At 42.0% G+C, this 26922-nt stretch carries 24 protein-coding genes and 1 riboswitch (1 of these 25 running past the window's edge); of the genes, 2 read left to right on the forward strand and 22 right to left on the reverse strand.

Annotated elements, in window-relative coordinates; all coding sequences use genetic code 11:
* The 12 genes from ACWPWY_RS16015 to bcp form a co-directional block, all read right to left on the reverse strand.
* Positions 1-172, reverse strand: the 5' portion of a protein-coding gene (locus ACWPWY_RS16015; RefSeq protein ID WP_454192556.1) for an NCS2 family permease. It extends 1196 nt beyond the left edge of the window; the window shows 172 of its 1368 coding nt (coding positions 1-172); it begins with the start codon at positions 170-172; its stop codon lies off the left edge, out of view.
* A 169-nt stretch (positions 173-341) separates the two neighbouring features.
* A riboswitch (purine riboswitch) is annotated at positions 342-441 on the reverse strand.
* 842 nt (positions 442-1283) lie between these two features.
* On the reverse strand, positions 1284-1712 hold the full coding sequence (locus tag ACWPWY_RS16020; RefSeq protein WP_454192557.1) for a GntR family transcriptional regulator: 429 nt from the start codon (positions 1710-1712) through the stop codon (positions 1284-1286).
* Between the two features lie 47 nt (positions 1713-1759).
* Positions 1760-2938 (reverse strand): phosphopentomutase, encoded by a 1179-nt coding sequence (gene deoB / locus ACWPWY_RS16025; RefSeq protein WP_454192558.1) that lies wholly within the window; start codon positions 2936-2938, stop codon positions 1760-1762.
* A gap of 17 nt (positions 2939-2955) precedes the next feature.
* Complete coding sequence (locus ACWPWY_RS16030; RefSeq protein ID WP_454192559.1) at positions 2956-4350, reverse strand: MFS transporter; 1395 nt, start codon at positions 4348-4350, stop codon at positions 2956-2958.
* Positions 4351-4560: 210 nt separating this feature from the next.
* Positions 4561-5271 carry a purine-nucleoside phosphorylase gene (gene deoD, locus ACWPWY_RS16035; protein WP_454192909.1) on the reverse strand — a complete coding sequence of 237 codons (711 nt, stop codon included), beginning with the start codon at positions 5269-5271 and terminating at the stop codon, positions 4561-4563.
* A 390-nt stretch (positions 5272-5661) separates the two neighbouring features.
* Entirely contained in the window at positions 5662-7200 is a 1539-nt protein-coding gene (guaA, locus tag ACWPWY_RS16040; protein ID WP_454192560.1) for a glutamine-hydrolyzing GMP synthase, read from the reverse strand.
* A 163-nt stretch (positions 7201-7363) separates the two neighbouring features.
* The gene (locus ACWPWY_RS16045; RefSeq protein ID WP_454192561.1) at positions 7364-9628 is read right to left on the reverse strand and encodes a DUF4129 domain-containing transglutaminase family protein; all 2265 of its coding nucleotides are present in this window, start codon (positions 9626-9628) and stop codon (positions 7364-7366) included.
* Between the two features lie 20 nt (positions 9629-9648).
* Complete coding sequence (locus ACWPWY_RS16050; RefSeq protein WP_454192562.1) at positions 9649-10872, reverse strand: DUF58 domain-containing protein; 1224 nt, start codon at positions 10870-10872, stop codon at positions 9649-9651.
* A 4-nt stretch (positions 10873-10876) separates the two neighbouring features.
* Positions 10877-11845 carry an AAA family ATPase gene (locus ACWPWY_RS16055; protein WP_454192564.1) on the reverse strand — a complete coding sequence of 323 codons (969 nt, stop codon included), beginning with the start codon at positions 11843-11845 and terminating at the stop codon, positions 10877-10879.
* A gap of 155 nt (positions 11846-12000) precedes the next feature.
* A complete protein-coding gene (locus tag ACWPWY_RS16060; protein WP_454192565.1) occupies positions 12001-12831 on the reverse strand; it encodes a TerC family protein in 831 nt (276 codons plus the stop codon).
* A gap of 284 nt (positions 12832-13115) precedes the next feature.
* A complete protein-coding gene (locus ACWPWY_RS16065) occupies positions 13116-14489 on the reverse strand; it encodes a polysaccharide deacetylase family protein (RefSeq protein WP_454192566.1) in 1374 nt (457 codons plus the stop codon).
* A gap of 219 nt (positions 14490-14708) precedes the next feature.
* Positions 14709-15173, reverse strand: a complete 465-nt coding sequence (gene bcp / locus ACWPWY_RS16070) for a thioredoxin-dependent thiol peroxidase (protein ID WP_454192567.1) — start codon at positions 15171-15173, stop codon at positions 14709-14711.
* A gap of 194 nt (positions 15174-15367) precedes the next feature.
* On the opposite strand from bcp, the gene ACWPWY_RS16075 reads away from it, so the two are divergent.
* Together ACWPWY_RS16075 and ACWPWY_RS16080 are read left to right on the forward strand one after the other, a co-directional pair.
* Positions 15368-16381 (forward strand): LCP family protein, encoded by a 1014-nt coding sequence (locus ACWPWY_RS16075; RefSeq protein WP_454192568.1) that lies wholly within the window; start codon positions 15368-15370, stop codon positions 16379-16381.
* Between the two features lie 149 nt (positions 16382-16530).
* Positions 16531-17847 carry a glutamate-1-semialdehyde 2,1-aminomutase gene (locus tag ACWPWY_RS16080; protein WP_454192569.1) on the forward strand — a complete coding sequence of 439 codons (1317 nt, stop codon included), beginning with the start codon at positions 16531-16533 and terminating at the stop codon, positions 17845-17847.
* Positions 17848-17954: 107 nt separating this feature from the next.
* On the opposite strand, the gene ACWPWY_RS16085 is transcribed toward ACWPWY_RS16080, so the two are convergent.
* The 10 genes from ACWPWY_RS16085 to ACWPWY_RS16130 form a co-directional block, all read right to left on the reverse strand.
* Positions 17955-18338, reverse strand: coding sequence for a sensory rhodopsin transducer (locus tag ACWPWY_RS16085; RefSeq protein ID WP_454192570.1), 384 nt, complete (start codon positions 18336-18338; stop codon positions 17955-17957).
* A gap of 89 nt (positions 18339-18427) precedes the next feature.
* Positions 18428-19600, reverse strand: a complete 1173-nt coding sequence (locus tag ACWPWY_RS16090; protein WP_454192571.1) for a rhamnogalacturonan acetylesterase — start codon at positions 19598-19600, stop codon at positions 18428-18430.
* A 32-nt stretch (positions 19601-19632) separates the two neighbouring features.
* Positions 19633-20076: a helix-turn-helix transcriptional regulator gene (locus ACWPWY_RS16095; protein ID WP_454192572.1), complete on the reverse strand. Its 444-nt coding sequence runs from the start codon at positions 20074-20076 to the stop codon at positions 19633-19635.
* Between the two features lie 329 nt (positions 20077-20405).
* Complete coding sequence (locus ACWPWY_RS16100; protein ID WP_454192573.1) at positions 20406-21668, reverse strand: stalk domain-containing protein; 1263 nt, start codon at positions 21666-21668, stop codon at positions 20406-20408.
* A gap of 126 nt (positions 21669-21794) precedes the next feature.
* The gene (locus ACWPWY_RS16105) at positions 21795-22073 is read right to left on the reverse strand and encodes a hypothetical protein (RefSeq protein ID WP_454192574.1); all 279 of its coding nucleotides are present in this window, start codon (positions 22071-22073) and stop codon (positions 21795-21797) included.
* A 15-nt stretch (positions 22074-22088) separates the two neighbouring features.
* Entirely contained in the window at positions 22089-22961 is an 873-nt protein-coding gene (locus ACWPWY_RS16110; RefSeq protein WP_454192910.1) for an inositol monophosphatase family protein, read from the reverse strand.
* Positions 22962-23104: 143 nt separating this feature from the next.
* Entirely contained in the window at positions 23105-24106 is a 1002-nt protein-coding gene (uvsE, locus tag ACWPWY_RS16115; protein WP_454192575.1) for a UV DNA damage repair endonuclease UvsE, read from the reverse strand.
* Positions 24107-24189: 83 nt separating this feature from the next.
* Entirely contained in the window at positions 24190-24513 is a 324-nt protein-coding gene (locus ACWPWY_RS16120) for a hypothetical protein (RefSeq protein WP_191800276.1), read from the reverse strand.
* A gap of 83 nt (positions 24514-24596) precedes the next feature.
* Positions 24597-25691, reverse strand: a complete 1095-nt coding sequence (locus ACWPWY_RS16125) for a D-alanine--D-alanine ligase (RefSeq protein ID WP_454192576.1) — start codon at positions 25689-25691, stop codon at positions 24597-24599.
* A 133-nt stretch (positions 25692-25824) separates the two neighbouring features.
* A complete protein-coding gene (locus ACWPWY_RS16130; protein WP_454192577.1) occupies positions 25825-26823 on the reverse strand; it encodes an amidase domain-containing protein in 999 nt (332 codons plus the stop codon).
* Positions 26824-26922 lie beyond the last annotated feature (99 nt).

The raw sequence follows: 26922 nt of genomic DNA on the forward strand, positions 1-26922 counted from the left end.
CCACCGCTGTTGCAAAAAAGACGGCATTATCTGGTATACCTGCCCCATTTTCACCTAAAAAGATCGTGTTTACTATCAAGATGTACGCCATGGTCATAAACGTTGTTAAACCTGCAATAATCTCTGTTCTGACATTTGTTCCGCGTTCCTTTAATCTAAAGAAACTCTCCATAATCCGAATACTCCCCCTTAGAGATAAGTCGAATAAACTTCAAAACGACAAAAAGCCCTTCAAAGAAATTGATCTTCAAGGGCTAACGCTGAAAAAGACACACAGGAATCCTTAAAAGTTCCAACATCTTGTTGTTGAATCCAGATGCTTAACCCTTAGTTTGTCATCCCATAGCATTATCTTTTTTCGTAGCCAGATCATTATGGTGATCTCGTAGAAACTTTCAGGCCAATTCCCGAAATTATACGAAAAAGCATGTGTTTATTCGTTTTTCAATTTTTATTCTAGGAGGGATAGATAAGATTGTCAATACAAAAAGCGAATATTAATACCTCACTATGTATGTAATGTTCGTATATTTCATTTTTGCGTAGGTGTTGAAAACCATTCATCATTTTTCATGAAATTAATTTATGTTACGTATGAATAAAAATAGAACTAAAAAAGAAGCCTCTATATGAGAGACTTCTTCTCTTTTTGTAACGCTCAGACGTAAGACGATTTCTTATTTAAAAAGACTATAATGTTCTGTCTTATCGCCTGGCGTTAAATCATTCCTGGATTTTCTAGTTGTTACATGTGCTTGTTATATAATCACTTGAATCAATTTCACAACTCATTAAAACGATAAATTTGTACTATAGACAAACAGAACCATTTTGATCTATATATACTCCTGATTAAAGCACTAAAGGTATTATGAAATTGATTCACTTATATGCATTTAATTTTATATTTGAGAACTGCTGTGGTATATAGAATTTATTATACATTAACGGCGGATCAGCTTCTGTTTTGTTGTGGAGAGTTTCCAGCAATAAAAAGCACTCGTTTTGCCCAACTAATTTTTTTCCGGTCCGCTAGATTCACAGTATGTGTAAATTTTATTTCCATATTTCCGTGATTAGCGATTACGTAGGCTTCCTGCTCTAGAAATTCCAGCAACTGTTCCCTATTATCGAGGTCCAGGGATAAGCTTTCTACGGTTTGCATCGACATGAAAGTAAAAGCATAAGCAACTAAGTTGCCTCCTTTCTATACAAACGTTCTAAAGCTAGTACAGAAGATGAATCGCTCTTTAAAACTTGTTTCGTATGTTCTGTTTCCGGGTCTAGCCGATAATGTATGTCGATTTGATCAAACTGATGTGACATTTATGCATTGGGTTACTTAGTTTTTCTAGTTGAACATCCTCTTGTTTATAAGAAGATTCTAGTACAAAGTTCCCCTTACCACGTATATTTCTTACTAATCCATCATCTTGTAAAAGGACTAATGCTTGTCTGAGTGTTGCACGGCTAACCCCTAACTTTCTTGCTAAATCTGGTTCTGAGGGCAACTGGTCGCCTGCCTGGTATTCTCCTTTTGTAATCTGAAGAAGAAGTTCATCGTATACATTGATATAAAGCGGCCGTTTTAGTTTATCTAGTTTATTGGTATTCATATATTTTGCGTCCTTTTTGTTATATTCAAACTGCTGATGATAGGAATGAATGGCCGAATAATATCGATAAAATGCAATTTTCTTCAATATTAACACATAAACCCCCAAAAAAAGGTTTTGGAGGTTTATGCGAAGTAATTTAATTATTTAAGGAATGGCAAGAAAGACTCACCGTATTCTGGCATATCTACATCAAAATTATCCGCTATCGTAGCGCCAATATCAGCAAATGTATCATTCTGAGGTAATTTCCCGCTGTTTTTTAATTGTTTTGAATAGGCCAAGACGGGAATGAATTCACGAGTATGATCTGTACCTTGGAATGTTGGATCATTTCCGTGGTCCGCTGTGATAATTAGTAAGTCATCCTCACGGAGTGTATCTAACACTTCATCTAATCGCTTATCGAATTCCTCTAATGCTTTTCCATATCCCTCTGGATCGCGGCGATGACCGTACAATGCATCAAAATCAACCAAATTCAAGAAGCTCATTCCCGTGAAATCCTTCTTCATGACGTCAAGCAGCTTATCCATGCCATCCATATTGTCTTTCGTACGAATGGATTCAGTAACTCCTTCGCCATCAAAGATATCATTGATTTTACCAATGGCAATTACATCATAGCCTCCGTCTTGCAGATGATTCATAACAGTTTTATTAAAAGGTTTTAAGGCATAATCATGACGATTGGATGTTCTCTTAAAGTTCCCAGGTTCTCCTACATAAGGTCTCGCGATGATACGACCGATTAAATAGGCAGGATCTTTTGTGATCTCCCGAACTTTTTCACAAATATCATATAACTCTTCGAGCGGAATAATATCTTCATGAGCTGCAATTTGCAGAACTGGATCGGCAGAGGTATAAACAATCAGATCCCCTGTTTTCATTTGATGTTCGCCATACTCCTCAATAATTGCTGTTCCGCTTGCCGGTTTATTCGCTACTACTTTTCGGCCTGTTATTTCTTCGATCTGTTTAATTAATTCATCTGGGAATCCATTAGGATACACATTAAATGGTTTATCAATATTCAGACCCATGATTTCCCAGTGGCCTGTCATTGTATCTTTACCTACTGATTTTTCTTGTAATTTAGTGTAATAAGCAAGGGGGTTATCTGCTTTTGGTACCCCTAAGATTTCTTCAATATTGGAAAGACCCAATTTGGCCAGGTTAGGCAGATGTAATCCGTTCATATGTTCGGCGATATGCAATAGGGTATGGGAACCCGCATCATTAAATTCTGCCGCATCTTTTCCTTCTCCAATTCCAACAGAATCCATGACGATCAAATGTACACGTTTAAATTTTTTCATCGGTTTCCTTCCTTTCTCTAGTTCTGTGGAGTGCGTTTATCTATTTTACGACCTAATAAGAACCAGAACAATACGATCGATACTACAGCAATCGCTGCAAGAATAATGATAATACTGCTATAGTTCAGTGCGGTTGGTTCCTCTGTTACAAAGCGTAAAAAGCTGAATTGTAAATCCTTCTTATCAATCAACAAAGCCGAATAGCTGAATCCAACGGACATTGCGATATTGAGACATAAATTGTAGAAGCCTAATGCAGTCCCCGATTTTTCAGCAGGTACTTTTCTAAGACTAATATCAATAAGCGGAGCATATAGCAGTGCAAAACTGCAAGAAAATAAGATTAGGGATATCACAAATACAGCAATGGATACTTTGATGAAGAAGGCACCAAGTAATAAACTGATCACAATCATACTAAAGGCTAGATAAACACACTGCTTACTGTTTAAGTACTTTCCTATTTTACCAGATAGAGCACCCACAAATGCAGCTAGTAAACATGCAGGGATGAACATTAAAGACACGGTATCCAGCTTAATGTCATATACGCTTGTTAACAAAAAGGAAAGTGTGTTCAGTGCGTACGCGGAATATAACGTATTAATGACAAATGCGACCAATAAAGCAAATAAAAACTGTTTGTTTTTAAAGAAATCAATGGTGATAAAAGCATTTTTATTTTTGCTAATATACAATAAGAAAACGATCACAGAGACAATGAAGAGTATGAATAGTCCCCAATGGAAAGAAGACATATACAGCATAATTGAAGTAGCAATCAGCGCAACGAAGAAAAGCCCTATGAAGTCTAGATTATTCTTCTTATTTTCTTCTTTTGGCAAATGCTTAAGAATAGAAGGTAACAATAACAAACTGAGCAAAGGAATCAAAAACAAAGTCTGCCACTCTAGATAGGTTGCTACAAATCCACCTGTTACTGTACCAATCACGGTAGCAAGCTGGAAACTACTTGTACTGAATCCCATATATTTTTTCTGTTCTGCTTCAGAAGCATATTTCGTGATGAAAACGAGGTAAAGGGTTTCTGTTGCACCTAAACCAGCAGCTTGAATAATTCTCGAAAATACAATCAGCCAATAATTCGTATGTGTAACATAACCAAGTAGAGAGCCTATACAAATAAGTAAAATACCTACCGTTAATAGATTTCTTATACTAATGGAATCAGATAGAGAGGAATAAACGACTGCACCAATCCCAATAACTAGTCCTGCGAGGGTTACTTGCCAGCTTACCGTACTTGCTGAAACTCCAAAATACTCTACTAAATCAGGGGAAATAATCTTAAAAGAGTTATCGATTACGAGTGAAAAAATCATGAGTAGCAATATAGCCGGAACAATTTTTCCTAAGTTAACTACTGGTTTATTCTCAATTGAGTGATTCATAATATACCTCCAAGTATCTCCTGCCGCCTAAAAAAAGATGTATAACAGCGCTTACAATCATTGTCTGAAAGTAGGCAGTTTTTCTTTTAATTTACTGCCTTGAATGCATTTTGCTTACGTATTTCATTATTTTATAGCCTCCTGAACTCACCAATAATAAGGAGTGCAGGAGGCATATTTATATTTTATATGAATCAGAAAAGGAATAGATTAAGCTAACTCTAATGCAATCTCCATCATGTTCGTAAATGCGGTTTGGCGTTCCTCAGAAGTCGTTTGTTCTCCTGTAATAAGGTGATCACTCACCGTTAGAATACATAGTGCATTCACACCCGCTTTAATCGCATTCCAATAAAGTGCTACAGATTCCATCTCGACAGCCATAATACCTACGTCCTGCCATTTTTTATTCGATGTTGGATCCGCGTTATAGAAAATTTCACTTGATAAAATATTACCAATATGAACTTTTTGACCTTTATCGTCTGCAATTTTTTTCGCTTTTTCCAAAAGTTCAAAGGATGCAGTTAATGGAAATTGTCCAGGTAAATTAAATTGATGACCATAATTGGAATCTGTTGCAGCTCCCATACCAAAAATAACATCATAGAGCTCAATGTCTTTTTGCATTGCACCACAAGTACCAATTCGGATTAAGTTCTTAACCCCGAACACATTGATTAATTCCCAAGAATAAATCCCCATACTCGCTGGTCCCATTCCCGTACCCATGACAGAGATTTTTTTCCCTTTGTAAGTACCGGTATACCCGAGCATTCCTCTTACTTCGTTAAAGCATTTGTAATCTTCCAAAAAGGTTTCTGCAATAAACTTGGCTCTTAGAGGATCTCCAGGCAACAGAATTGTTTCAGCTATTTCTACTCCATTTGGTTTAATATGAGGGGTCTCTTTGGTAGTCATCATTTTCATTTGCTCCTTTTAGTAGATAATTATGCTGGTCTGTTTAACTTGTTAACTTGTATACTTTTTAGACAAGTTCAATTTATCATAACTTTTTGTTTGCTGCAAGCACTTTCAAAAAGACATCTGTACTATGAAGTATGGCCAATATATACAAAAAAGACTCATGATTGGACCCATGTGCTATGGTGTCACGACAACAAGCCATTACACGAAATTATCAATCATGAGCTAGCAATAGGAGCACATATGAGAAATATTTATGAATTATTTATGAGGGAACTTTTCTGTCAGCTCAGCAATATTCGTTCCACAAAAAAAACTCTCTTTTATCTGCTTGTTCCGCAAATAAAAGAGAGTTTTTTATTCTAATCTATTGTAACTATCAACCTATTCCCACTCGATCGTTGCTGGTGGTTTAGAAGTTACATCATAAACGATACGGTTTACATTATCTACTTCGTTAACGATACGAACAGAGATTTTCTCTAAGATATCCCAAGGGATACGTGCCCAGTCTGCTGTCATACCATCGATGGAAGTAACTGCACGAATACCTACCGTATAAGAATACGTACGAGCATCGCCCATAACCCCTACACTCTTCATGTTAGGAAGAGCCGTAAAGTACTGCCAAATTTCACGATCAAGACCTGCTTTAGCAATCTCTTCGCGCAAAATGTAGTCAGAGTCACGAACAATCTTCAGTTTTTCTTCTGTTACTTCACCAAGTACACGGATCGCTAGACCCGGACCTGGGAATGGCTGACGCCATACGATCTCTTCAGGCAATCCACATTCTTCACCGACTTTACGCACTTCGTCCTTGAAGAGTGCGTTCAACGGTTCGATAAGCTCAAATCTCATGTTCTCAGGAAGTCCGCCTACATTGTGGTGAGATTTGATGGTTTGCGCTGTAGCCGTACCACTTTCTACGATATCTGTATAAAGTGTTCCTTGTGCCAAGAATGCGAAATCATCAAATTTACTGGACTCTTCATCAAATACGTAAATAAATTCGTTACCGATAATTTTACGTTTTTGTTCTGGATCATCTACTCCAGCAAGCTTGGACATAAAGCGTTCACGAGCATCAATTTTAACCACTTTCATATCGAATTTACCTACGAAAGTTTCCATTACGCTCTCTGCTTCTCCTTTACGAAGAAGACCGTGGTCGATAAACATACAAGTAAGCTGATCACCGATTGCTCTGTGAAGCAGTGCTGCTACTACAGAAGAATCAACGCCGCCACTGAGGGCACAAAGCACTTTTTTGTCGCCAACTTGTTCACGGATTTCGTTAATTTTATCTTCGATAAAAGTCTCCATGCTCCAGTTGCCTTCACAACCGCACACGTTATATAGGAAGTTACGGATCATATCATTACCATTCAAAGAATGGCGCACTTCTGGGTGGAACTGTACTGCATATAGTTTGCGTTCTGGATGGCTCATTGCTGCAATTGGAGCACTTTCTGTTCCAGCATCAAGTTTAAAACCTGTCGGCAAGGAAACAACGTGATCTCCATGACTCATCCATACGGTTTGATTCAATTCAAGACCTGCTACAAGGTCAGATCCTTCGTTAAACAAAACATCTGCTTTACCATACTCACGTTTGTGAGCACGTTCTACTTTACCATCTAATTGCTGGGCCATCATTTGCATACCATAGCAAATCCCGAAAATCGGCAATCCCAGGTCATAAACAGCAGGGTCTACATGCGGTGCATTCTCAGCGTATACACTGGATGGACCACCGGAGAATACGATACCTTTTGGTGCAAGTTCACGTATCTTCTCTGCAGGTGTGTTATATGGAAGCAACTCGCTGTATACTCCGAGATCGCGGATTCTTCTTGCGATTAGTTGGTTATACTGTCCCCCGAAATCTAGAACAACAACAATTTCATTTGGCTTTATCATTACCGTGCCTCCCTCAATTCAATGAGATTAATTATACTTGCCGACAAAACCTGACGTCAAGGAAAGCTCGCTTTCTTCTTATTAATAAAATATTGTCAAAAAAAGTATGTTGAAAAAGATGGTATTCTCCTCATCCACTACTTATTACTTTTAAGGAAATCATTCACAAAACTTTAGCCATCCGCGAGCAGCACTGTAAAAAAGCGATGCTCTCTTCTCGGGAAGGTCCAACCGGGCTATAGACGATCATTTCCCAGTCTTTAGCGAACTGCCGCACTTCCTCACGTAGGGCATCCTCTTCCACAGGCAGCCCTGCGATATATTCCCGCAGCGTAAGTCCACTGGCGCGTTCACCGTATCGCTTAGCGAGTATGTCCCAGATAGGGGCACCCATGTGAAGCAGGCGCTCTCGGTCTGGAAAGCTCCGGCGCGGCAAAGCCATCCTAAGCTGAAGTTGCAACACAGGGCCGTAAGTACGTCCCGCTGTAACAAGTGCTGCAAGCAGCAACATTGCAGCAACAGCCCATGCAAGTATATTTGGCTGAGCAACGCTTTCTAGCCCTGACTGAAAGAGAGTCATCACATGACTCAGATCTATTTCAAACCGATCATTCTTAATAGACCCCGGTACCTGTTCAACAGCAGGTACAGCTTCTAGCTCAGCCGCCGGATCAAAGCCCGGTGTTGCTTCAAATGGAAACCAACCAGCCCCCGGGAAGTACACTTCTACCCAGGAATGTGCATCCCCTTGAGTAACGGTGTACTTGTCTGGCTGCTGATCGTCTCGCTGACCTGGAGCAAACCCCTGCACATATCTCGCGGGGATCCCTTCGCTTCGAAGCAAAATAATCATGGCAGAAGCAAAATGATTACAATACCCTTTTTTGGTTACAAACAGAAAGTCATCCACAAAATCTTGATCCACCGCTGGTACACGGGTATTCAGTGTGTACGTATAGTTCGACTGTAGATACTCGGATATAGCAGTCACTGCATCATAACGAGTACTTGTACCGCTGGTTATTGAATCCGCCAGCTTCGTGACCCTCGCAGGTAAACTAGACGGTAGTTGAAGATCCGTCTTCTGGATGGAAGCGGGATCTTCCCCCACCGCTTTACGAAGCATTGTTTTGTCTTGTGCAGGAATCAGTACATCCATACTGTACTGCTGAATCGGCTGTGCTTTTTGCTTATCATCAAATCTTAAATTTCCCGAAGATAAATCGCTCCATATGTAAGGAAAGTCCGATCCATTTTGATTTTCTGATAAGTTATTTTCTTTCCTTGTGCTGTCTCTATCTCCGAACTCGAGTCGTAAAGGAACTCCTCCCACAAAAATATCAGATCCGCCCTTAGCAGGTTCCTTAAGGCTAATTGTCTGCTTCACGATTCGAAAATATGGATTTTCTTCAATTTCTTCCTCTCTCACTCGCTGCTCTGTACTGATATATTCAAACGATTGATCTGCTGATTCACTCAGCTTCCAGCTTCTCCCGTCGTAGATACTTCGAGATTGACCTCTCCAGTAAGCAGCAATAGGACTCGTTGCTGTAAGATATACGGTATTGCTCTGAACGAGCGGAGCTCCCATGTCTCTCCCACCCGGATCATAACCTGTAGTAGAAAAAGTAGTTACTGCATTCGTATCTATGTCAGGACTCGACCACTCGGAAATCTTGTCCCAAATCCTTGCCAGCACTTCTTTATTCTCTGATTTCGCAGGAATTGCAGAAACAATGGATGATGTCATCATAGTCGTTAAAAGCACTATCGCAATCGCGGTTCCCGTCCAGATCAGATGCGATTTGTTATTCTTTACTAGCGCTTTTGTTGTCCCCAATAATCTTGGCAGTTGCAAAAGGGACTGTACTAACAGGAAACAACAAACCGTACGTATCATCCCGCCTGAGGAATAGATACCGCTCAGCATCTCCATACAGAGTAAATAGACAATCGTAACTATGCCAAATAGAAGAACAGTCCGAAGCTGAATAGCCAACATTTGAACGGAAGTCACAAAAAGCGTCCATCCAATCACAACAGCGATCGCTCTTGTTTCTTCACTCACATTCCGAAAATGCCCCGCTCTCCCCCAACTAGCAATATCATTTTGAAACGTATAGACATAATCAAATACCCAGGTCTCTCCTGCAGACGGGATTAGCATCCACCATAGAAAAAACAGGGCACAACCTGCTCTCATGAAAACCATGTATTTTAAAGAAATGTGCAGACTGCCGATTAGAAGGAGTACTGCAGTAAGTAAGAACATAGTCCTCATAGAGGCGGTAACCTCAGAATGCTCCCCGAAGCCTGCGGGCATGAGCCAATCCATAAACATGATATATAGCAAAAAAGAGATACCGGCACGGTATAACCAAGGTTCGATATATCCTTTTTCCTTCCCATTTAGACCTGTCGTCTCCACCCGTTTCCTCCTCCCCCTACTCAGACAATTTCAGAAAAAGAAGCGACTGTCTTCACACGAATCTGTTCCTTCTCGAGCTCTGCCGCTAACACATTTTCTTTCATTTGGTGGGCTTTATTATTCTTTTTCCAATCTATCATTTCATAAAATCGAACACGTACTCCTTGGGTATTCAGCTCCCTAGCCAGCTTCGAATTTTGCTCATTTAAACTACCGGTGACCATGTACACTTCTGACCCTGCGGGTAAGGAGACATCCAGCGTATTTCGTAATCCTGCTCCTGGTTCCAGCCGCGCTAAAAAGTCCAACTGATGGAGCATTTTAACGGTAGAAATCGCGGTTGCATTCGTGTCTATATCCCCTTGGAATACCGCTTTCCCCGATTGGACAAAATAGGTGATCAAATGAGGCGTTACTCCCTTGTTATAGGCACTTCTTAGCATACTTGCACAAAGTGAGATTGCCGAATCATAGGCGTTCCATGACAGTTCATTTACTTGATCTTTCCCCTTATGCATATAGGAATCTATTCCATTATCCAACAGGAAATAGATTTTATTATCTTCACTTTTTTCTGGAATACGAACTTGAAGTTTTCCTGTCCTTGCTGAACTTTTCCAATGAATAGAACGAAATCCATCACGAGGGGTATATTCTCTCACTTCGTACCCTTTCCACTCTTCTACTACACTGTTTCGAGCTTGTTGCTGATACAGAGATTCTCCGTAACCTTCTACTTGTAACCCGGGAAGACTTTGGTGGAATGAAGGGTGTACAATCAACTCTCCCGGCACATGTACACGTCTGCTACAGGTAAACCAGCCGAATGCATCTCCCCATGTAATTTTACAATGTTCATAAGAATATACTCCTCGGTGTACTGCTTTCAAATGATAAGAATAAGAACTGTCATAGCTGCGTTTGCCAGGAAAAATGATCTGAGTATGTTTGAAAGGAGCGGCCTCTTCTTCAATCTTCAACCACAACAAAGGTACCCAGCAATTTATGGTGACACGCATTCTAACCTCTGCTCTCTCTCCTGCTGTCACTCTGCCGGGCTGAAATTCTCTTGTGATGTGAACACGCCGAGGACCGATCAACTGAGCTAACACACCGTAACCGGTCAAGATCATACTAGATACCAACAGGAATAATAGAGTCTCTCCGCCTTGAAGCTGGTATAGAGTAAAGAGAAGGCCCATAAGTAAAATCATAACCAGCGGACTAATCATGGTTCTCCACATAGACTTACCCCCTCATTCTTGAGGACTGAACGGGAATAGGTACTTGCTGCAGCAAGCCTGTAACGATATGCTCGGCATCAGAGGATTGCACAATCTCATACCGAGTACGAAGCCGGTGAGTTAAGACAGGCAAGGCAACTTCTTTCAAATCATCAGGAATGACATACGTTCGGCCATTCAAATATGCGGCTGCTTGAGAAGCGATCATCCATGCAAGACTTCCTCTCGGGCTGATCCCGAGTAAAAGATCTTTATGTGTGCGTGATGCAGCAGCAAATTCAGCAATGTATTTTTTTATAACCGGATCTACAAAAACGCCAGCAACTTCACGCTGCATCTTAACAAGTTCTTCCGCTAACATGACCGGTTTTATAAAAGAACGAGATCCTGCCTCCTGCCGATTCATAATCTCGATTTCCTCATCGATATTAGGATATCCAAGACTTAACTTCATAAGAAAACGATCGAGCTGTGCTTCTGGAAGACGATAAGTACCTTCAAACTGCAGCGGGTTCTGAGTAGCCATCAGTAAAAAAGGCCGTGGCAAAGCATATGTGACCCCATCCACAGTAACACTCTTCTCTTCCATAGCTTCAAGCAGTGCTGACTGTGTTCTAGGAGAAGCACGGTTGATCTCATCCCCAAGAATAATATTTGCCATAATCGGACCCGGACGATATTCAAACTCTCCCGTCATCGGCTTATATACAGAGGTTCCTGTCACATCAGACGGCATCACATCAGACGTAAACTGAATTCGTCCAAAACTCGCCGAGAGGCAGGAAGCCAGTGTTCGAATCAGTTTTGTCTTGCCCGTACCTGGCACGTCTTCGAGCAGCACATGCCCTCCAGACAACATCGCAATGAGAATGAATCGAACTTCCTTCCGTTTCCCTACAATGACACTCTCTACTCGCTTAGTCACTCTCTCAAGCAATTCCGCAGCATATTCACTAGACTTCATATATTCCATGGCCCAAACTCCCCCTATATCCACAGTATCACTCGCTTTTTCATCTACTCTATGGTTGCTAGTATTCCCCTCTCATAGAGCAAATAGACATAGGAATCCAAAACAAAAAAAGCCTGGAGAGAATCTCCAGACTTTACTATAAGCATGATATTCGATTATTTTGATGTGTCTGTATCTTTTGCAGGCTGTTGTTCTTCGACTTCTTTGATTGCATTCTCATCATCTGTAATTTCTACCTTAGACGAAAGGAACCATCCCAGTGCAGCAATGGCTACAAGAACAAAATAGAATGAGATTTTCCAAATGCTATTATGCGGGAAGTGAGAATCGATTAAGCCAACATCAGGATGTGCTAGGGTAATTACTGCGAGCTTAACCCCTACCCAACCAACAATAAGGAATGCCGCCACTTCTAGTCCTGGACGTTGTTGCAGAAGCTTCACGAAGAAGGTTGCTGCAAATCTCATAATAATGAGTCCGATAAATCCGCCGAGGAAGATGACAATGAATTGTCCACCGTCCAAGCCACCGATGTCCGGAAGTCCACTTGGAGGTAGTGCAACGGCCAAAGCAACAGCTGCCAAAATGGAATCAACAGCGAAAGCAATATCCGCAACTTCTACTTTAAATACGGTCATCCAGAAGCCAGATTGTTTCTTGACCTTTTTCGGTGAATCTTGTGCCTCATCCGTCTTCGTTCTTCCTTTAAGGAAATGCTTGATGGTGTGGTTAATGGAAATGTACAGAAGATAGATCGCACCAAGTGCCTGTACCTGCCAAACGTCTACCAAGAAGGAGATCAGGAATAAGGATCCTAGCCTGAAGAAAAAGGCCCCCACTAAACCATAGAACAAAGCTTTCTTACGTTTTTCTTCTGGTAAATGTTTAACCATAATGGCAAGGACTAGCGCATTATCTGCAGCAAGCAGCCCTTCTAGTACAATGAGTACAAGGAGTACCCAACCATACTCTAAGAATAAATCCATAAAACATCCTCCTAAAATAATAAAATAAAAAAAGACCTCGCCGGCTTGGCAAAGGTCTCCAACAAAAAAGAGACCTCTACCACAGAGTGTGGTAAAGGTCTCGCTAACAACGAATGGTTGCCAACAAAGCCGGGGATTTTCTCCCGAACTGACGACTTTGCTGTAACAGCTACTCCCCTTTAATCACGTTCCTGCTTAACTGATATGATTGATCAGCCAAACCGTGTAATAAACATATAAAAATCAAAGCTCATAGTCAAGAATTATTTACAAAACTTTTCTAATCAACTTGCTTTGATGATGATTTCATCTTGATTTCGTTCGGTGGATTTGATCTTATAATCTGCCGCAGAAAGAAAATCTAGAAGCGAAACCCATAGGGAACCCGCCCTCATCTCTACATGGCCTTCTTTTGAGTCAAGCCGTTGTTGTTCCGGATTCACTGTAATTTCATGCCCAGCCCATCTAGCCGTGGCATACCGATCTGTACTGTTCCACTTCACTGTACCTCCATATCGCTCCACAAGAACTCGAAGCGGAACAAGAAGCTCCCCTTGCTCTTCCTGATATTCACCAGGCGCAAGCTTTGTCACAAGTTTCCCTGCTTCAATCACGAGTGATTGCCCCATATCAAATAGAGCAGCATTCTCAGTGATATGATTATTTATCCATTTTTTGCTTGGCCGAATCATTTTGTCTTTAGAATTTTGAGCTTTTACTTGAAACTGAACTGGTTTCTCCGCAGGATTCAGGCTTGCAAATTCATAATTTTGCGCTTGGTAATATTCAATAATGGCAGGTAACGCTTTTACCGTCTCCGCATGACTTCCTCCATCATGCAATAATACGATCCGATCACCACTCACCGCTGACTTTGTTGCATTCTTTATAATTTCCTTGGCAGGTACATCTTTTTTAAGCGAGTCTCCACTATCCACATTCCAATCGGTAACCACATAACCTGCTTCTTTCATGAGTTCAAAATAAGTCGAATCAAAATGACCATAGGTTCCCCCAGGAGCACGAACAAGCTGTGGTCGTTCTCCCGTAATACGCCTTACTGCTTCCTCTGTTTGTTTGATCTGTTTCCAAAAATCAGGAAAGGAGTTGTACAGCTTATCATATTTATGATCATAAGTATGATTCCCAATGACATATCCTTTTTCAAACATGCGATTAATCAATTCAGGATGCACTTCGACTTGCTCTCCTAAAACGAAGAAAGTAGCAGGGACTTCATATTCATCAAGAATATCTAGAACAGGTTCCGTATATTTACCCGGTCCATCATCAAATGTTAAATAGACTTTGTTTGCTCCCTTTTTTACTACTGGAGCTGTCACTGTTTTCGAACGAGACTGAGCGGGATATGCTTCTTGTTTTTGGGCAGTCAATAAAGCCGAATTCACTGGTTTCGTATGGACAGTCGGCTCTAAATTCGACGGAATGGTGGAATTAGTTACTACCGTATGTACCACTTTTGCTGCCATTTCTATGCTCGCAGAGTCCACTGCTTCATCTATAATCACAGCACGGGAGTTCACAACGTCGGATAAAAAATCTTTACTTGCGAGAGTAGCCGCTAAAAGAATGATAAAACCTGCGATTAATGTATAACTGATTTTCTTCCATCTGTTTCGTTTACCTCTTCTTCTCATATCGTTTCGCCCCCATGATCTTTATATGAATTGTTCATAGATTTTAAGATTTATATATTCAGTCTATGAGTGCTTCTTATAAAAAAGACTTGCCGATATTTTTTCATTTCAAAGCGTTTCACTTTTTCCTGTTAGGGTTGATGAATGAGTAAGCAAATAAATAAACCGACTCTTAAAGAGCCGGTCCTGATGTTCTAAAACGCACGATATCTCTACAGACTACATTTGTTTAATATACTCTAGCGCTTCCTCTATATGACCTTTCACTTTCACTTTCCGCCATTCTTTCGTCAGTATTCCTTGTTCATCAATGACAAATGTCGAACGCACAATGCCCATATATTCTTTGCCGTACATTTTTTTGAGCTGCCATACATCATACAATTCAGCAACCTTATGATCCTCGTCCGATAAAAGAATGAAAGGCAGATTGTACTTTGCAATGAACTTCTCATGTTGTTTTAAGGAATCTCCACTTACTCCTATGATTACTGTATTTAAGGCTTCAAACGAATTGTGTTCATCCCGAAATTGGCACGCTTCATCTGTGCAGCCCGCCGTCATATCTTTTGGATAAAAATACAATATGACCCGTTTCCCGCGAAAATCAGACAGTTTCACCAACTGATCTCCAGCGCCTTGTAGAACAAAATCTGGTGCTTCAGAACCGATCTTTATACTCATGATGCATATCTCCTTTAAAGTTACGATATTCCTATCAATTGATTGTATCCATAAAAAAAATTATAATGGAAGTTGTCGAATGAAAATTGTGTTAATTCATCCAAAATTATACCATAATACTCATGCGCAGGTAGTCACACGGCCAGAACCCTTAACTGGCTTCATTCCGTAAGATGGAAAGGAAGAGGCGTTACATGACTAGGAAGACGAAACGAACCGTATGGATGGTTCTTGCAGTAATCGTTGTTACTGCCGCCTTATTCGCAGTTTATTATTTTACTTCTGTTGTTAACCAACTACAAGATCTGAACAAAGAAGGTGAGAATTCTCCCTTTTATAACGTAGAAAAGGTAGATCAGGAAATCACCCCAGATCCCCCGAAATGGGAAGGTAAGGAACCCGTTAATATTCTGCTTATGGGCGTAGATGCCAGAGGTCTAACGGAAGGTGAAGTCCCTCGCTCAGATACGATGCTTGTCGCTTCCCTTAACCCGGTCAGCAAAAAGATATCGCTTTTCTCTCTCCTGCGTGATACCTATACAGACATACCTGGATACGGAAGAGACCGGCTTAATACAGCTATTACCCATGGTCCTAATGTGGCTATGCAGGCAGCAGGTGATCTGCTGGGGATTCCGATTCAGTACTACTTATATACCGATTTCCAAGGCTTTATCGAACTCGTTGACGCTGTAGGGGGCGTTGATTTTGAAGTCGAAAAAGATATGAAGTACACAAGCAAAGCAGATAAGCATGAGTATGATATTGATCTCAAACAAGGAATGCAGCATCTCGATGGTGAAAAAGCACTTATGTATGTGCGATTCCGGCATGACGCCTTGTCCGATTTCTCTCGTACAGAACGTCAGCGTGAACTCTTGAAAGCCATTGCTGATAAGATGCAGACAACGACTTCTATAGCTAAACTACCTTCCATTCTTAATGAAGTAAATCCTTACATTGATACCAACCTAACTCTTAACGACATGTGGAAGCTGGCCTCTGTGGGTTATCAGAGCAGTATGCAAGGGAGCGAACAAATTCCTCCTATGAAACTTCTCGTTGAAGAGCGAATCGGCGGTGCTGCCGTCCTTACCGTTAGAGATAAGGATGAGCTACGGTCATACGTTCAAGAAGTCCTACATCCTCAGGTAACTGAGCCAGATAACAAATCCACGATTGATAAGTCAGCCAGCGGAGAAGAATAATACGCAGACTCTTCCTTAAGAGCTATGGTTTCATAAAAAGGAAATGCTATAATAGATTTGAACTTGGTAAGGGCAGCAGATCGCTGCCCTTTTACATTGTACATACCATACTCTTGTGGTGACTTGCTTCAAAGAAAGGATGAATACAAATGAATCGTTCCAAATCTGAGCAGTACTATGCAGAAGCACTCGAACATATTGTAGGCGGTGTAAACAGTCCTTCCCGTTCATTCAAAGCGGTGGGCGGCGGAGCCCCTGTCTTTATGAAACGTGGACAAGGTGCTTATTTTTACGATGAAGATGATAACAAATATATTGATTACCTTGCGGCATACGGACCGATCATTACGGGTCATGCACACCCGCACATCACCAAAGCGATTACAGAAGCAGCTTCCAATGGTACGCTCCTCGGTACTCCTACTGTGCTCGAAATCAAATTAGCGAAAATGCTAAAAGAAGCGATCCCTTCCATGGATAAGGTTCGTTTTGTGAACTCAGGTACAGAAGCGGTCATGACCACTATCCGGGTAGCGCGCGCTTATACGAAGCGTAATAAAATCATTAAGTTTGCTGGTAACTACCATGGCCATTCGGACCTGGTCCTCGTAGCGGCAGGCTCTGGCCCTTCTACTCTTGGCATACCAGATAGTGCGGGTATTCCTGCAAGTATCGCACAAGAAGTGATCACGGTTCCTTACAACGATCTGAGCGGACTTGAAGAAGCACTGCAAAAATGGGGTCATGATGTAGCTGCCGTTATGGTAGAACCGATTGTCGGTAATTTCGGAATGGTTATGCCAAAACCAGGCTTCCTCGAAGGACTTTGCAAGCTAGCGCATGATCATGGAGCACTCGTTATCTATGATGAGGTCATTACCGCATTCCGCTTCCACTATGGTTCAACGCAAACCTACGCAGGGCTTGAAAACCATGACCTCATTAAACCTGACCTTACGGCTCTTGGTAAAATCATTGGCGGCGGTCTTCCGATCGGTGCTTATGGGGGTTCAAAAGAAGTAATGGAACAAGTGGCTCCGCTTGGACCTGCTTATCAAGCAGGAACTATGGCAGGGAATCCCGCTTCCATCTCGGCAGGTATTGCATGCCTTGAAGTGCTTTCTCAGCCAGGCGTATATGAAGAGATGGAACGTCTCACGATTAAATTAACGGAGGGAATCCAGGCAGCAGCGGATCGCCACGGAATTCCACTGACCATTAACCGGGTTTGCGGCTCATTCTCAACTCATTTCTGCGATCATCCGGTAACTGATTATGAAGAAGCTCAGGATACGGATGGCGAAGCATTCGCTTCCTTCTTCCAACATATGCTGAACCGTGGAGTACACCTCGCACCTTCCAAATATGAAGCTTGGTTCCTGACAACGGAACATACCGATGCGGATATCGAAGCTACGATTGAAGCTGCTGATTCATCATTTGAGGCCATGGCTAAAGAAAAATAAATCGCAAACGAAAAAGAACCGCCCTTCAGACGATCTGTAGGGCGGTTCTTTTCGTTTGATGAAGTATACGTCGTAGATAAACATAAACCTCGATTCATAAGCATCCCTTATACGGGATAAGCCATCACACTCATCAGTGCCAGTTCAGGCTGAGATGTATCGAGCCTACTGTACTGAACAATAATCGGAATATCACTTTCCACAATCAGTGCATAAGGCACACCGAGCGGTATAAACTCCCCATCGGCCTGAAGGCTGGCCGTCCTGATGTGAGATGTGCGCCTAGCAGATACTCTAGTCTCATTACACTCGAGCGGATCGCGATCTTCGAAAAAGACAGTAATCCGTAGATTCGCATCCTGTCTTCCTATATTTAAGACACAAATGCTTTCATGACTTTCAAGCGCACCGCTGCTCTGCGGAGGAATGTATCCATCTGGAATAACCCATACGGTGTTACCTTTTGCTGCTTCCGGTCTAATTGAGCTCATCCCCGTATCTCCCTTCTACTTGCTAAATTTAGCTTTGAAATAGATTCGCTCTCTATTTCAATGAAAATTCCATAGGTTCATTTTCGGTATTACCTGTCTCTCAAAGCTTCCGGTGAACGCAAAAACATAGTCAGTGGATGAATTGCAAGTTCAGCTATAGAGGCGGCTACAATTCTAGCCATTCTTTTTGCCCCGAACTGAGAGAAGTGTGTGTTATCTTCTACTCCAGCAGGGAAATGAATATATTCGCCAGGCCAAGCCCACAAGAAATCGAGTTTGCTGCCTTCCACTCCGGCTTGTTCAAATACAATCTTGCTGCGAGCAGCCAGATCAATCAAAGGAACATTCTCCTTATCTGCTAGCTCTTTCATAGCAACAATGTAATCACCGTGTGTATCCATGAGGGTTCCATCTTCATTAAAATATCTGCGCTGTACAGGAGTAATAAGAACCGGATGAGCCTCGCGCTCTCGAGCTGCCTCGATATACTTACTCAGATATTCCTGATAGGTTGTAAATGGCTTAGTTCCTCTCAGTACATCTGATTTCTCATCATTATGACCAAACTGAATAAAAAGAAAGTCTCCTGCTTTGATGTTGGTTAGAATCGCATCCAGACGTCCCTCATCGATGAAACTTTTCGTACTGCGTCCAGAATGCGCATGATTATCGACAGCCACATCATGTTTGAAAAATGATGGCAGCATTTGACCCCATCCCGAATAAGGGTAACCTGATGCAGGCTGATCACATACCGTGGAATCGCCAGCAATATAAACCGTGAGCGTTGTATTTGCTTCCATCACTTCGAGTGCATTAATCCTCGGAGCGGGACCGGAAAAAGAAAGTCGTAACGGTTCTCCTTCACGAACAACAACACTGAAATTTTCTTCGATCCATTGCCCAGGCTGTGTATGAACAGGCGGCATCATGAGTCTGCCTTCACCTGCCCGAATCTCAGTAATAGATTCGGTATTTTCGTCGCCCATCAACGTATGAACACGATATGTACCCGGCGGAACATCAAGGATAAAAGCCGCATGAAGCGGAATGCAAAAACGGTCTTGAAGCTGTTTTTTAATAGTTGAAGTCTTCATAGATGATGCAGGATCGGCTTGCTCCTGTGAGCGATCTCTCCCATACACTCGGTCTATGGATTCGAATCCATAGCCAAGTTCCGCATTATACAGAGTATCGGGAAGAACCCCAGTATAGCCCTCTGCTGCAGTTCCAGGTCCAAAATCAAATTTATAATGAATCATGAAGTGACCTCATCTCCTTCATCTTTTTACCCTCATCTCGCTCTGCTTCGATAATCCGAGGGAGTAACCCCCGTCCACTTTTTAAACACTTGACTGAAATACTGCGGATTCCTTCCAAAGCCAAATGACTCTGCAAGTTCAAAAATTTTTGCATCCTGATCTTTGTACCGCATGTAACTGCATGCCTGCTGTATCCGATATTGATTGAGATATTGAGAGAAGCCGATTCCTGTGATTCTCTTAAATACTTTTCCTAAATAATCCGGATTCATATATAGCCGATGTCTAGCAATTGTATTTAATGAAATGTCCGAATCTGCATAATGACGATGAACAAGTTCCAAGAGTTGATAGACGATCATCGATTGTCTACTGACCGCTTCCATATTTTTTTCTTTTGAGAGGGGTAAAGACGTATCTAGTAATGAATAGGCTGATCCCTGACTCATATGTTCCATTTGCAGTAAATCGTTCATGTACAAACGCGCCTCCTTTTAAGGAACAGTACATTAGTGTACAAACATTCTCTGCTGTCCTTCTGATGAAGCCAATCATTAAATATCTACCTAAAACATAATTGTAAGCGTTTTAAATTGTAAACAAAAAAAGAAACTTAATTACCTCCTCCAACTATTTTACATTTGGAAAAATAACAACTTACCACATTTATATCTGTGTTGTTCTTTGAATTTCTTTATTTTGATTATAAACCCAATTCCTGTATATTGTACAGTTTGGATTTGATGAAAGTAAAAAAAGGTTATCCTCTAGGGATAACCTTCCTTATTTTCTCCAAAATCAATATTTAAGGATTGATAAAGACCGTTTTTAATTTGGACTGATACTGGACATCAAAACCAAGATTTTCTGCAACAAAGGCAAGAGGCACATAGGTTTTGGATTCTTTACCGACTTTCTGTAAGAAGGCTGGTGTCGCAACGGGAATCGATTGATCATTTACAAGTACTGTCTTTGATCCCATTTTAATTTCTACCGTCTTCGTACCATAGGTGATTTTTGTAGATTTCGTCTGATTATCCCATTTTGATTCCGCGGATACGGCTTCTACAATATCCTGAATCGCAATATAGTTCTGTTTATTTTTAAGAACAGGTTTATAAGGAGTAGCCAGCTGCTTACCGCTTACGAAAATATTCATCGGCTCTTCCCGATCAGGCGTCTGAAGCTTCACATAATCTCCCCAGATCACGTTAGCAAATACCTCAGCGATGGCTTCATATCCATATTGATTGGGATGAAAATCACGATGCCTGATCATATGAGTCATCGTTCCCTCTCCTCCTACAAACTCCTTCGCCACATGAGCAACTTTTATTTGTACTCCCTGTTCGTTCAGCTGAGATGCCACCGTATCAATCGTATCTGTAAATAAAGCGGCTGCACCCGTCAGCTTGTTGTATAGAGCTTCATTTCCCACTTTAGGGAGGGGCTGATACTGATCTGATATCACAAAGAGAGCATCTTCATTTAAGGCATGCAGATAATTTACTGAAGAGGTTACCTGCTGGGAATAACGACTCAGCAGTTCCTTCACTCGCTCATTCAGCTGAGCATCTGTAAGACTTTCCCCTGTTACCAGTAGCTCGGATACATCATTTCCACCGATCGTAATAGCGATCACATCCGCTTCCGTAACTTCGGTTTGGATCTGCTTTATCCGATCTGTAAAATCTTCAACCCGCGGATCAGCCAGTGCTGGCTGAATGGCTTCGGAAGACTTTTTCTCTCCCTTGGAAATGGCCTCTGTAAACTGAAGAAGACCCGATGTTTTTAGTCCTGCAATGCCGTAATTGCTAACTTTCGTACGTCCATGCAGCAAGGCTTGTTCCTCTAAACGTTCTACATAACCATAAGGATTGGCTTTTACGTCCTCAAGGCCCGGCTCATAACCAACAGTAATGGAATCTCCCAGCGTTACAATGCGATATTCCTTCGTTATTTCCTGTGCCTGTGCAGATAATTGTCCTGTTCCTACAAGTAATCCAATCGCAATAAGCGATACAGAACATGTTCTCACCTTATTTCTAATGTTAGTCCAATTCAACATAGATGATATGTCGCCCCCTTTTCCTAATTCCTTATTTTACCACCTGTACAGGATCACGGGTACAAATAAAAAAAGAAGTCCTCTCTTTCCTTAAGAGAGAACTTCTTATGATTGCCACGCACTTCTTTATTTTTCTGTTTCTGAATCTGTCTTTTCAGCCGAAGGTTTTTTGGTGGAAGAATGCTTGGCTTTTTCCATGTAGGCGTCATAACGATCGTCTACTTCTTTTGCCATACTGCGATATTTTAACGTTTCTTCTACGATCGGATCCAGCTCTGTCTGAATTCGGATCTCGTATTTAGGAGAGACCTGCTCCCGTTCTCTTTTCTCAGGATCTCCATAATCCGGTTCGCCGTCCGTAAGCATTTCGCTCAGCTTTTTCTCAAGTTCATGTGAATCTGGCATATCTGCATTTCTCCTTTACTTATCTCCTGCGATACCTGTAGCTTTCGCTTCTTTCAGGACAGTAATCAGTTCGTGATGCAGCTTTTCATTACTTGCTGTAACATGGCGCACCGACAGATCATAAGGATGCCCCGCTGTGCTTGTTACCATACCACCAGACTCCTGAACGAGTAAGGCTCCTGCTGCGACATCCCATGGGTTAAGTCCAATCTCTGTATATCCGCTCAGTCTGCCTGCAGCCACATAGGCAAGATGCAGTGCTGCTGATCCGCCTGCTCGTAAATTACGAACTTTAGGAGCGAGAGCCTGCACGGCTGCCATATTCATAGGCAAGGCAAAGCTTGGGTCCGGCGGAAAACCCACGGCTATAAGTCCATCGGAAAGTTGTTCTTCTAAAGACACTTGCATACGATTCCCGTGTACATAAGCCCCTTTTCCTTTTTCAGCTACAAACAATTCGTCTCGGATTGGATCATAGATTACACCTACAATTACCTCTCCACGATGTGCGAGCGCAATGGATACTGAGAAAAATGGAAATCCATGAACCAAGTTAGTTGTTCCGTCTACCGGATCTACAATCCATAAAAACTCCTCATCTTTTACCGCTTGTAAAGCAAGATTAGAAGCATCCGGGCCCGGTTCTACGCCTTCTTCACCAAGAATAGCATGGTCCGGAAAATGGGTCAGAATTAATCGGCGGATCATTTGCTCCGCGCCTTTATCCACTTCAGTAACAAGGTCCTGCTCAGAATATTTTGTTGACATCTTCAGATTGGAACCGGCTTTACTCTTAATCCATTCCCCTGTTTTAGCAGCAGCATTAATGGCAACAGCCGTATAACTCTTACTTGAAACTACATAAGGAGTCTTCTGATTTTCATTCAAAACAATCACACTACTTTCCTCATTTCTAAGAGAATACCATGATAGAAAATTCAACTTGCTTACTCTTGCTTACTATAGTAACGTTTCGGGAGCATATCGGTTACCCACAAAAGTCCTGATTCACAAAATTGTACGAATTGGAGTCAGGGCTGTACATGAATGGTAGCTCCATCTCGGACCTCAATGCCTTCCCCCGTCAAAGTCTTAAACGTATCCATCAGCCCAAATAACGCTTCGTCCTTACGCTTTGCTTCAATCATAACATCAAGAACCGGCGTATCCTTTGCAATCTCTCTTAAAAAAGTAAGCAGCGGTTCCAGCTCCACTCCATCTGCGTGACTGCGGATGTCTTTTTCATTCTTAGGGCTCGAAACATGGACTTTAGGTGCTAAAGGAGCCTCTGGTAGGGCATCAGCCTGAGCAAAGGGGGTTGTCCAAGTATCCTGAATCTCTTTCCACAACTCCCAAGGTTTCTCTCCATTATTATTTACCCACTGGTGGTGAAGATCTAAAACCATAGGAAGACCTGTTTTCTTGCAAACCTCAAGGGTCTCCACTGCATTAAATGTCTTATCATCATTCTCAAGTGTAATTCTCTCCTTGATATCGGATGTCAAGGTACTAAAATTCTCTATAAAGCGTTCAGCCGAGCGCTGTTTATTACCATAGGCTCCGCCGATATGTATATTGTTCTTCGCTGTAGCATCCAGCCCCATAGCTTCTAGCATAGATTTATGATGCTGCAAATCGCGGATTGAACTTGCTAAAACATCCTCACGCGGTGTACTAAGCACTGTAAAATGATCGGGATGAAAGGATACTCTCATCTTGTTCTTTTTCACAAAATCGCCTACCTCCCGAAACGATGGAGTTAGCGCTTCAAACGGATTCCAGTCCTGTAAATCTGCATGTGTGGCCAGCGGGATCAGTTTCGAAGAAAAACGGTACACCCAAATCTGATAAGCGAGATTGTGCCTAAGTAATCGTAAAGTGTTATGTAAATTTTCGGCAGCAATACGCTCAAGTTTGCGAATGGCTGCCTCTCGATCACCAATTTTATTAAAACTAGCCAGTGTCATCGTCTTGGATGGAGAAGCATTGCTTACAAGAACAGACATAGCTACATAACCAAAGCGTACGATCATAGGATGAGACCTTCCTCTCACAGTAACCTTAATAGTACAGATTATACCCGTAAGAGACTTGTTAAAACCCTGTTACTTCTGCTTCAGCTCTTCGTTTGTTCTCCAAAAAACATTTCATAAGCAAGCTTCGTCTGAATTCGTGACTCTTCTTCCGTAAGCTTACGTTCGAGAATCATCTCAACCTCGGTCACTTCTTGATTCTGAAAGTTAATCTCAGCGATACAGCCCACGATTTTTACAATGGCAACCGCTACATTATCTGGGGTATATGCAATTACTTTTTGTCCCGTTGGAAAAACGCGAAAACCTTGTTTCACCATTTTACCTCTACCGTATTCAAGGAGCTCGTACAACTCCTGTTCACTTTTAAACTTACATACTGAATTAAACTCGGTCTGAAATCCCATGACTTGTCCTCCTCTTTCATTCTCTTATTTTCTTTTCGTTATAGCAAAAAGGGGAAGTCATCACTCCCCTTCCCGCTTACATCTTATTTATTATTTTCGTATTGCAATGCTTGTTTCAGTTCATAACGTTCCAAGGCAAGCTCAATCATACGATCAAGAAGCGCCTTATAGGATATACCTGTTTCCCGCCACAACAGTGGGTACATACTGAATGGGGTAAACCCAGGCATTGTATTCACTTCATTGATAAGGATCTTTCCATCCGAACGGCGAACGAAGAAGTCTGCACGAGTAATCCCGTTTCCTTCAATCGCACGGAATGCGTTCAAAGCTGCTTCGCGAACTTGATCTGCCTTCTCTTCATCAAGAGGGGCTGGGATCAGCATTTCGGATTGTCCATCCGTATACTTCGCTGCATAGTCATAATAATCGCTGGAAGATACGATCTCGCCGGGAACAGAAGCAATCGCTTCTTCATTACCAAGTACGCTGACTTCCACTTCTCTTGCATCGACGAATTCTTCTACGATGACTTTAATATCATAGCGAAGAGCGTAATCAACCGCTTCAATCAACTCTTCCCGATTGCGTGCCTTGGAAATACCTACACTTGAACCAAGGTTCGCCGGTTTAACGAACATTGGGTATCCAAGCTGACCTTCCATATTCACAATCAGTTCATCGCTTGAACGTTTCCACTGAATATGATTAAAGTAAGCATACTCACACTGCTCAATACCTGCCTGTGCAAATAACTTCTTCATCGTTACTTTGTCCATGCCGGCAGCAGATGGCAATACGCCTGCACCTACGTATGGCATATCAGCCATTTCGAAAAGTCCTTGAATGGTACCATCTTCACCATACGTGCCATGCAAGAGCGGAAACATAACATCGATTTCGCTCTCGCCACCGTATAGACGGCTGAATAACGTATTCAGCGCATCCCGAGTATCCTCAGGATTGCCCTTAAGTTTTAGTGCATCTACGCTTGCAGGCGGAGCTGTAAGCCTATTTCCTTTTGCCCATGTCCCCTGCTTCGAAATATAAAAAGGAACGAGCTCATATTTGTCATAATCAAAAGCACTTGTCACAGCAAATGCAGTCTGCAGGGATACTTCGTGTTCCCCGGATTTACCACCGTATACAATACCTACGGTCATTTTATTCTGTACCATGCCTAACCTCCGGTTTCTATTAAACGGATAGGTCTTGGAGAAAGTTAAACATTCATAAGAAGATATCGTATCCGCCAAGGCCCACCGTATCTATGCCAGCAGTATATTCATCAAAGATGATGATCGTTCCGTATTATGTTCCTAGAGTATCAGAGATATGAAAAAAACGGTATCTGGTCGCAGTTGTCCAAGCATAAGAATCCTTATAGTCCCAGTAGCGATGCCGACTGCTGACAGTGTTTGCATTCACGAGAGGCATTCCTCCCGCATCAAACCCAGTCACGATGGTGCTGTGCTGATATCTTCCATCACCATCCCAATCATAAAAAATAACATCCCCGAGCTGAAGCTCACTCGGACTGTCAACAAGGGTTGCAGTAAGACCCGTACGAGCATGAGCTAAGTAACTCTGTAAACTATGAGAAACGGCCCAGCTGTAACTCCATAATTCTCTTCCACCTACGTAACCTCTATACCACCAGCCTGACTCTCTCCTACCAGTATAGTTGATCGGCGCTCCCCCTGCAAAGAGACATTGAGAGATATAATTGGTGCAGTTCACATCAAATTCCTCGAACTCGGGATTACCGGAATCCCACCACCTGTCTGCATAGGCTACAGCATCCTCTCTGCGATAACGGGAAGCCCTTGTAGGAATGCCCGGATATAATAATTGTCTGTTTAAAAGAGGCTTGTTTATGGATGAACTGTTTTCACCACTCAGTAGATCGCCTAGAATAATGGGTTTACGTTCCGGAACATCATGAACAATACTCGAAACGACCCAGCGGCCTTGTTGTTTGTAAAAAGTAAGCCGTTCTTTTTCAATCCGATCCTCCCGGTGGGTCATACCTGACTTCATATAATAGAGGCGACGATAAAGCTGTACATCCACAACTCCTTGATATGGCTCATTAGATAATACCCGAAGCAGTTTGGCACGCGTCTCGCTTCGGACCGGATGAGATTCACGTTCATGATACCACTGCTCTAACAAAAGGAGCCGCTCCGCCCTCTTCTCGAGTATCGCCACATCCGCAATCACCTGCTCATGATGTGGTTTACAGCTGATTTCGCAAGCATTGTAATCATTAACATAGGTGTATAACGCATGACTCCATTCACGTTCCACGCCTTTTTTCTCCCCTTTCCCATGCCCTTAGCCATTGCCTACGTTCCAAGCTCCCTTTTCTTTCAACTATATGACAAAGTATCCCAGGGTATGTACGGG

The organism is Paenibacillus sp. Marseille-Q7038 (assembly GCF_965111595.1).

Bases quoted from the DNA above. Each gene is read 5' to 3' on its own strand.
- deoB (WP_454192558.1), bottom strand. From the start codon at position 2,938: ATGAAAAAATTTAAACGTGTACATTTGATCGTCATGGATTCTGTTGGA.
- ACWPWY_RS16030 (WP_454192559.1), bottom strand. From the start codon at position 4,350: ATGAATCACTCAATTGAGAATAAACCAGTAGTTAACTTAGGAAAAATT.
- deoD (WP_454192909.1), bottom strand. From the start codon at position 5,271: ATGACTACCAAAGAGACCCCTCATATTAAACCAAATGGAGTAGAAATA.
- guaA (WP_454192560.1), bottom strand. From the start codon at position 7,200: ATGATAAAGCCAAATGAAATTGTTGTTGTTCTAGATTTCGGGGGACAG.
- ACWPWY_RS16050 (WP_454192562.1), bottom strand. From the start codon at position 10,872: ATGTGGAGAACCATGATTAGTCCGCTGGTTATGATTTTACTTATGGGC.
- ACWPWY_RS16055 (WP_454192564.1), bottom strand. From the start codon at position 11,845: ATGGAATATATGAAGTCTAGTGAATATGCTGCGGAATTGCTTGAGAGA.
- ACWPWY_RS16060 (WP_454192565.1), bottom strand. From the start codon at position 12,831: ATGGATTTATTCTTAGAGTATGGTTGGGTACTCCTTGTACTCATTGTA.
- ACWPWY_RS16065 (WP_454192566.1), bottom strand. From the start codon at position 14,489: ATGAGAAGAAGAGGTAAACGAAACAGATGGAAGAAAATCAGTTATACA.
- bcp (WP_454192567.1), bottom strand. From the start codon at position 15,173: ATGAGTATAAAGATCGGTTCTGAAGCACCAGATTTTGTTCTACAAGGC.
- ACWPWY_RS16075 (WP_454192568.1), top strand. From the start codon at position 15,368: ATGACTAGGAAGACGAAACGAACCGTATGGATGGTTCTTGCAGTAATC.
- ACWPWY_RS16080 (WP_454192569.1), top strand. From the start codon at position 16,531: ATGAATCGTTCCAAATCTGAGCAGTACTATGCAGAAGCACTCGAACAT.
- ACWPWY_RS16085 (WP_454192570.1), bottom strand. From the start codon at position 18,338: ATGAGCTCAATTAGACCGGAAGCAGCAAAAGGTAACACCGTATGGGTT.
- ACWPWY_RS16090 (WP_454192571.1), bottom strand. From the start codon at position 19,600: ATGATTCATTATAAATTTGATTTTGGACCTGGAACTGCAGCAGAGGGC.
- ACWPWY_RS16095 (WP_454192572.1), bottom strand. From the start codon at position 20,076: ATGAACGATTTACTGCAAATGGAACATATGAGTCAGGGATCAGCCTAT.
- ACWPWY_RS16100 (WP_454192573.1), bottom strand. From the start codon at position 21,668: ATGTTGAATTGGACTAACATTAGAAATAAGGTGAGAACATGTTCTGTA.
- ACWPWY_RS16105 (WP_454192574.1), bottom strand. From the start codon at position 22,073: ATGCCAGATTCACATGAACTTGAGAAAAAGCTGAGCGAAATGCTTACG.
- uvsE (WP_454192575.1), bottom strand. From the start codon at position 24,106: ATGATCGTACGCTTTGGTTATGTAGCTATGTCTGTTCTTGTAAGCAAT.
- ACWPWY_RS16120 (WP_191800276.1), bottom strand. From the start codon at position 24,513: ATGGGATTTCAGACCGAGTTTAATTCAGTATGTAAGTTTAAAAGTGAA.
- ACWPWY_RS16125 (WP_454192576.1), bottom strand. From the start codon at position 25,691: ATGGTACAGAATAAAATGACCGTAGGTATTGTATACGGTGGTAAATCC.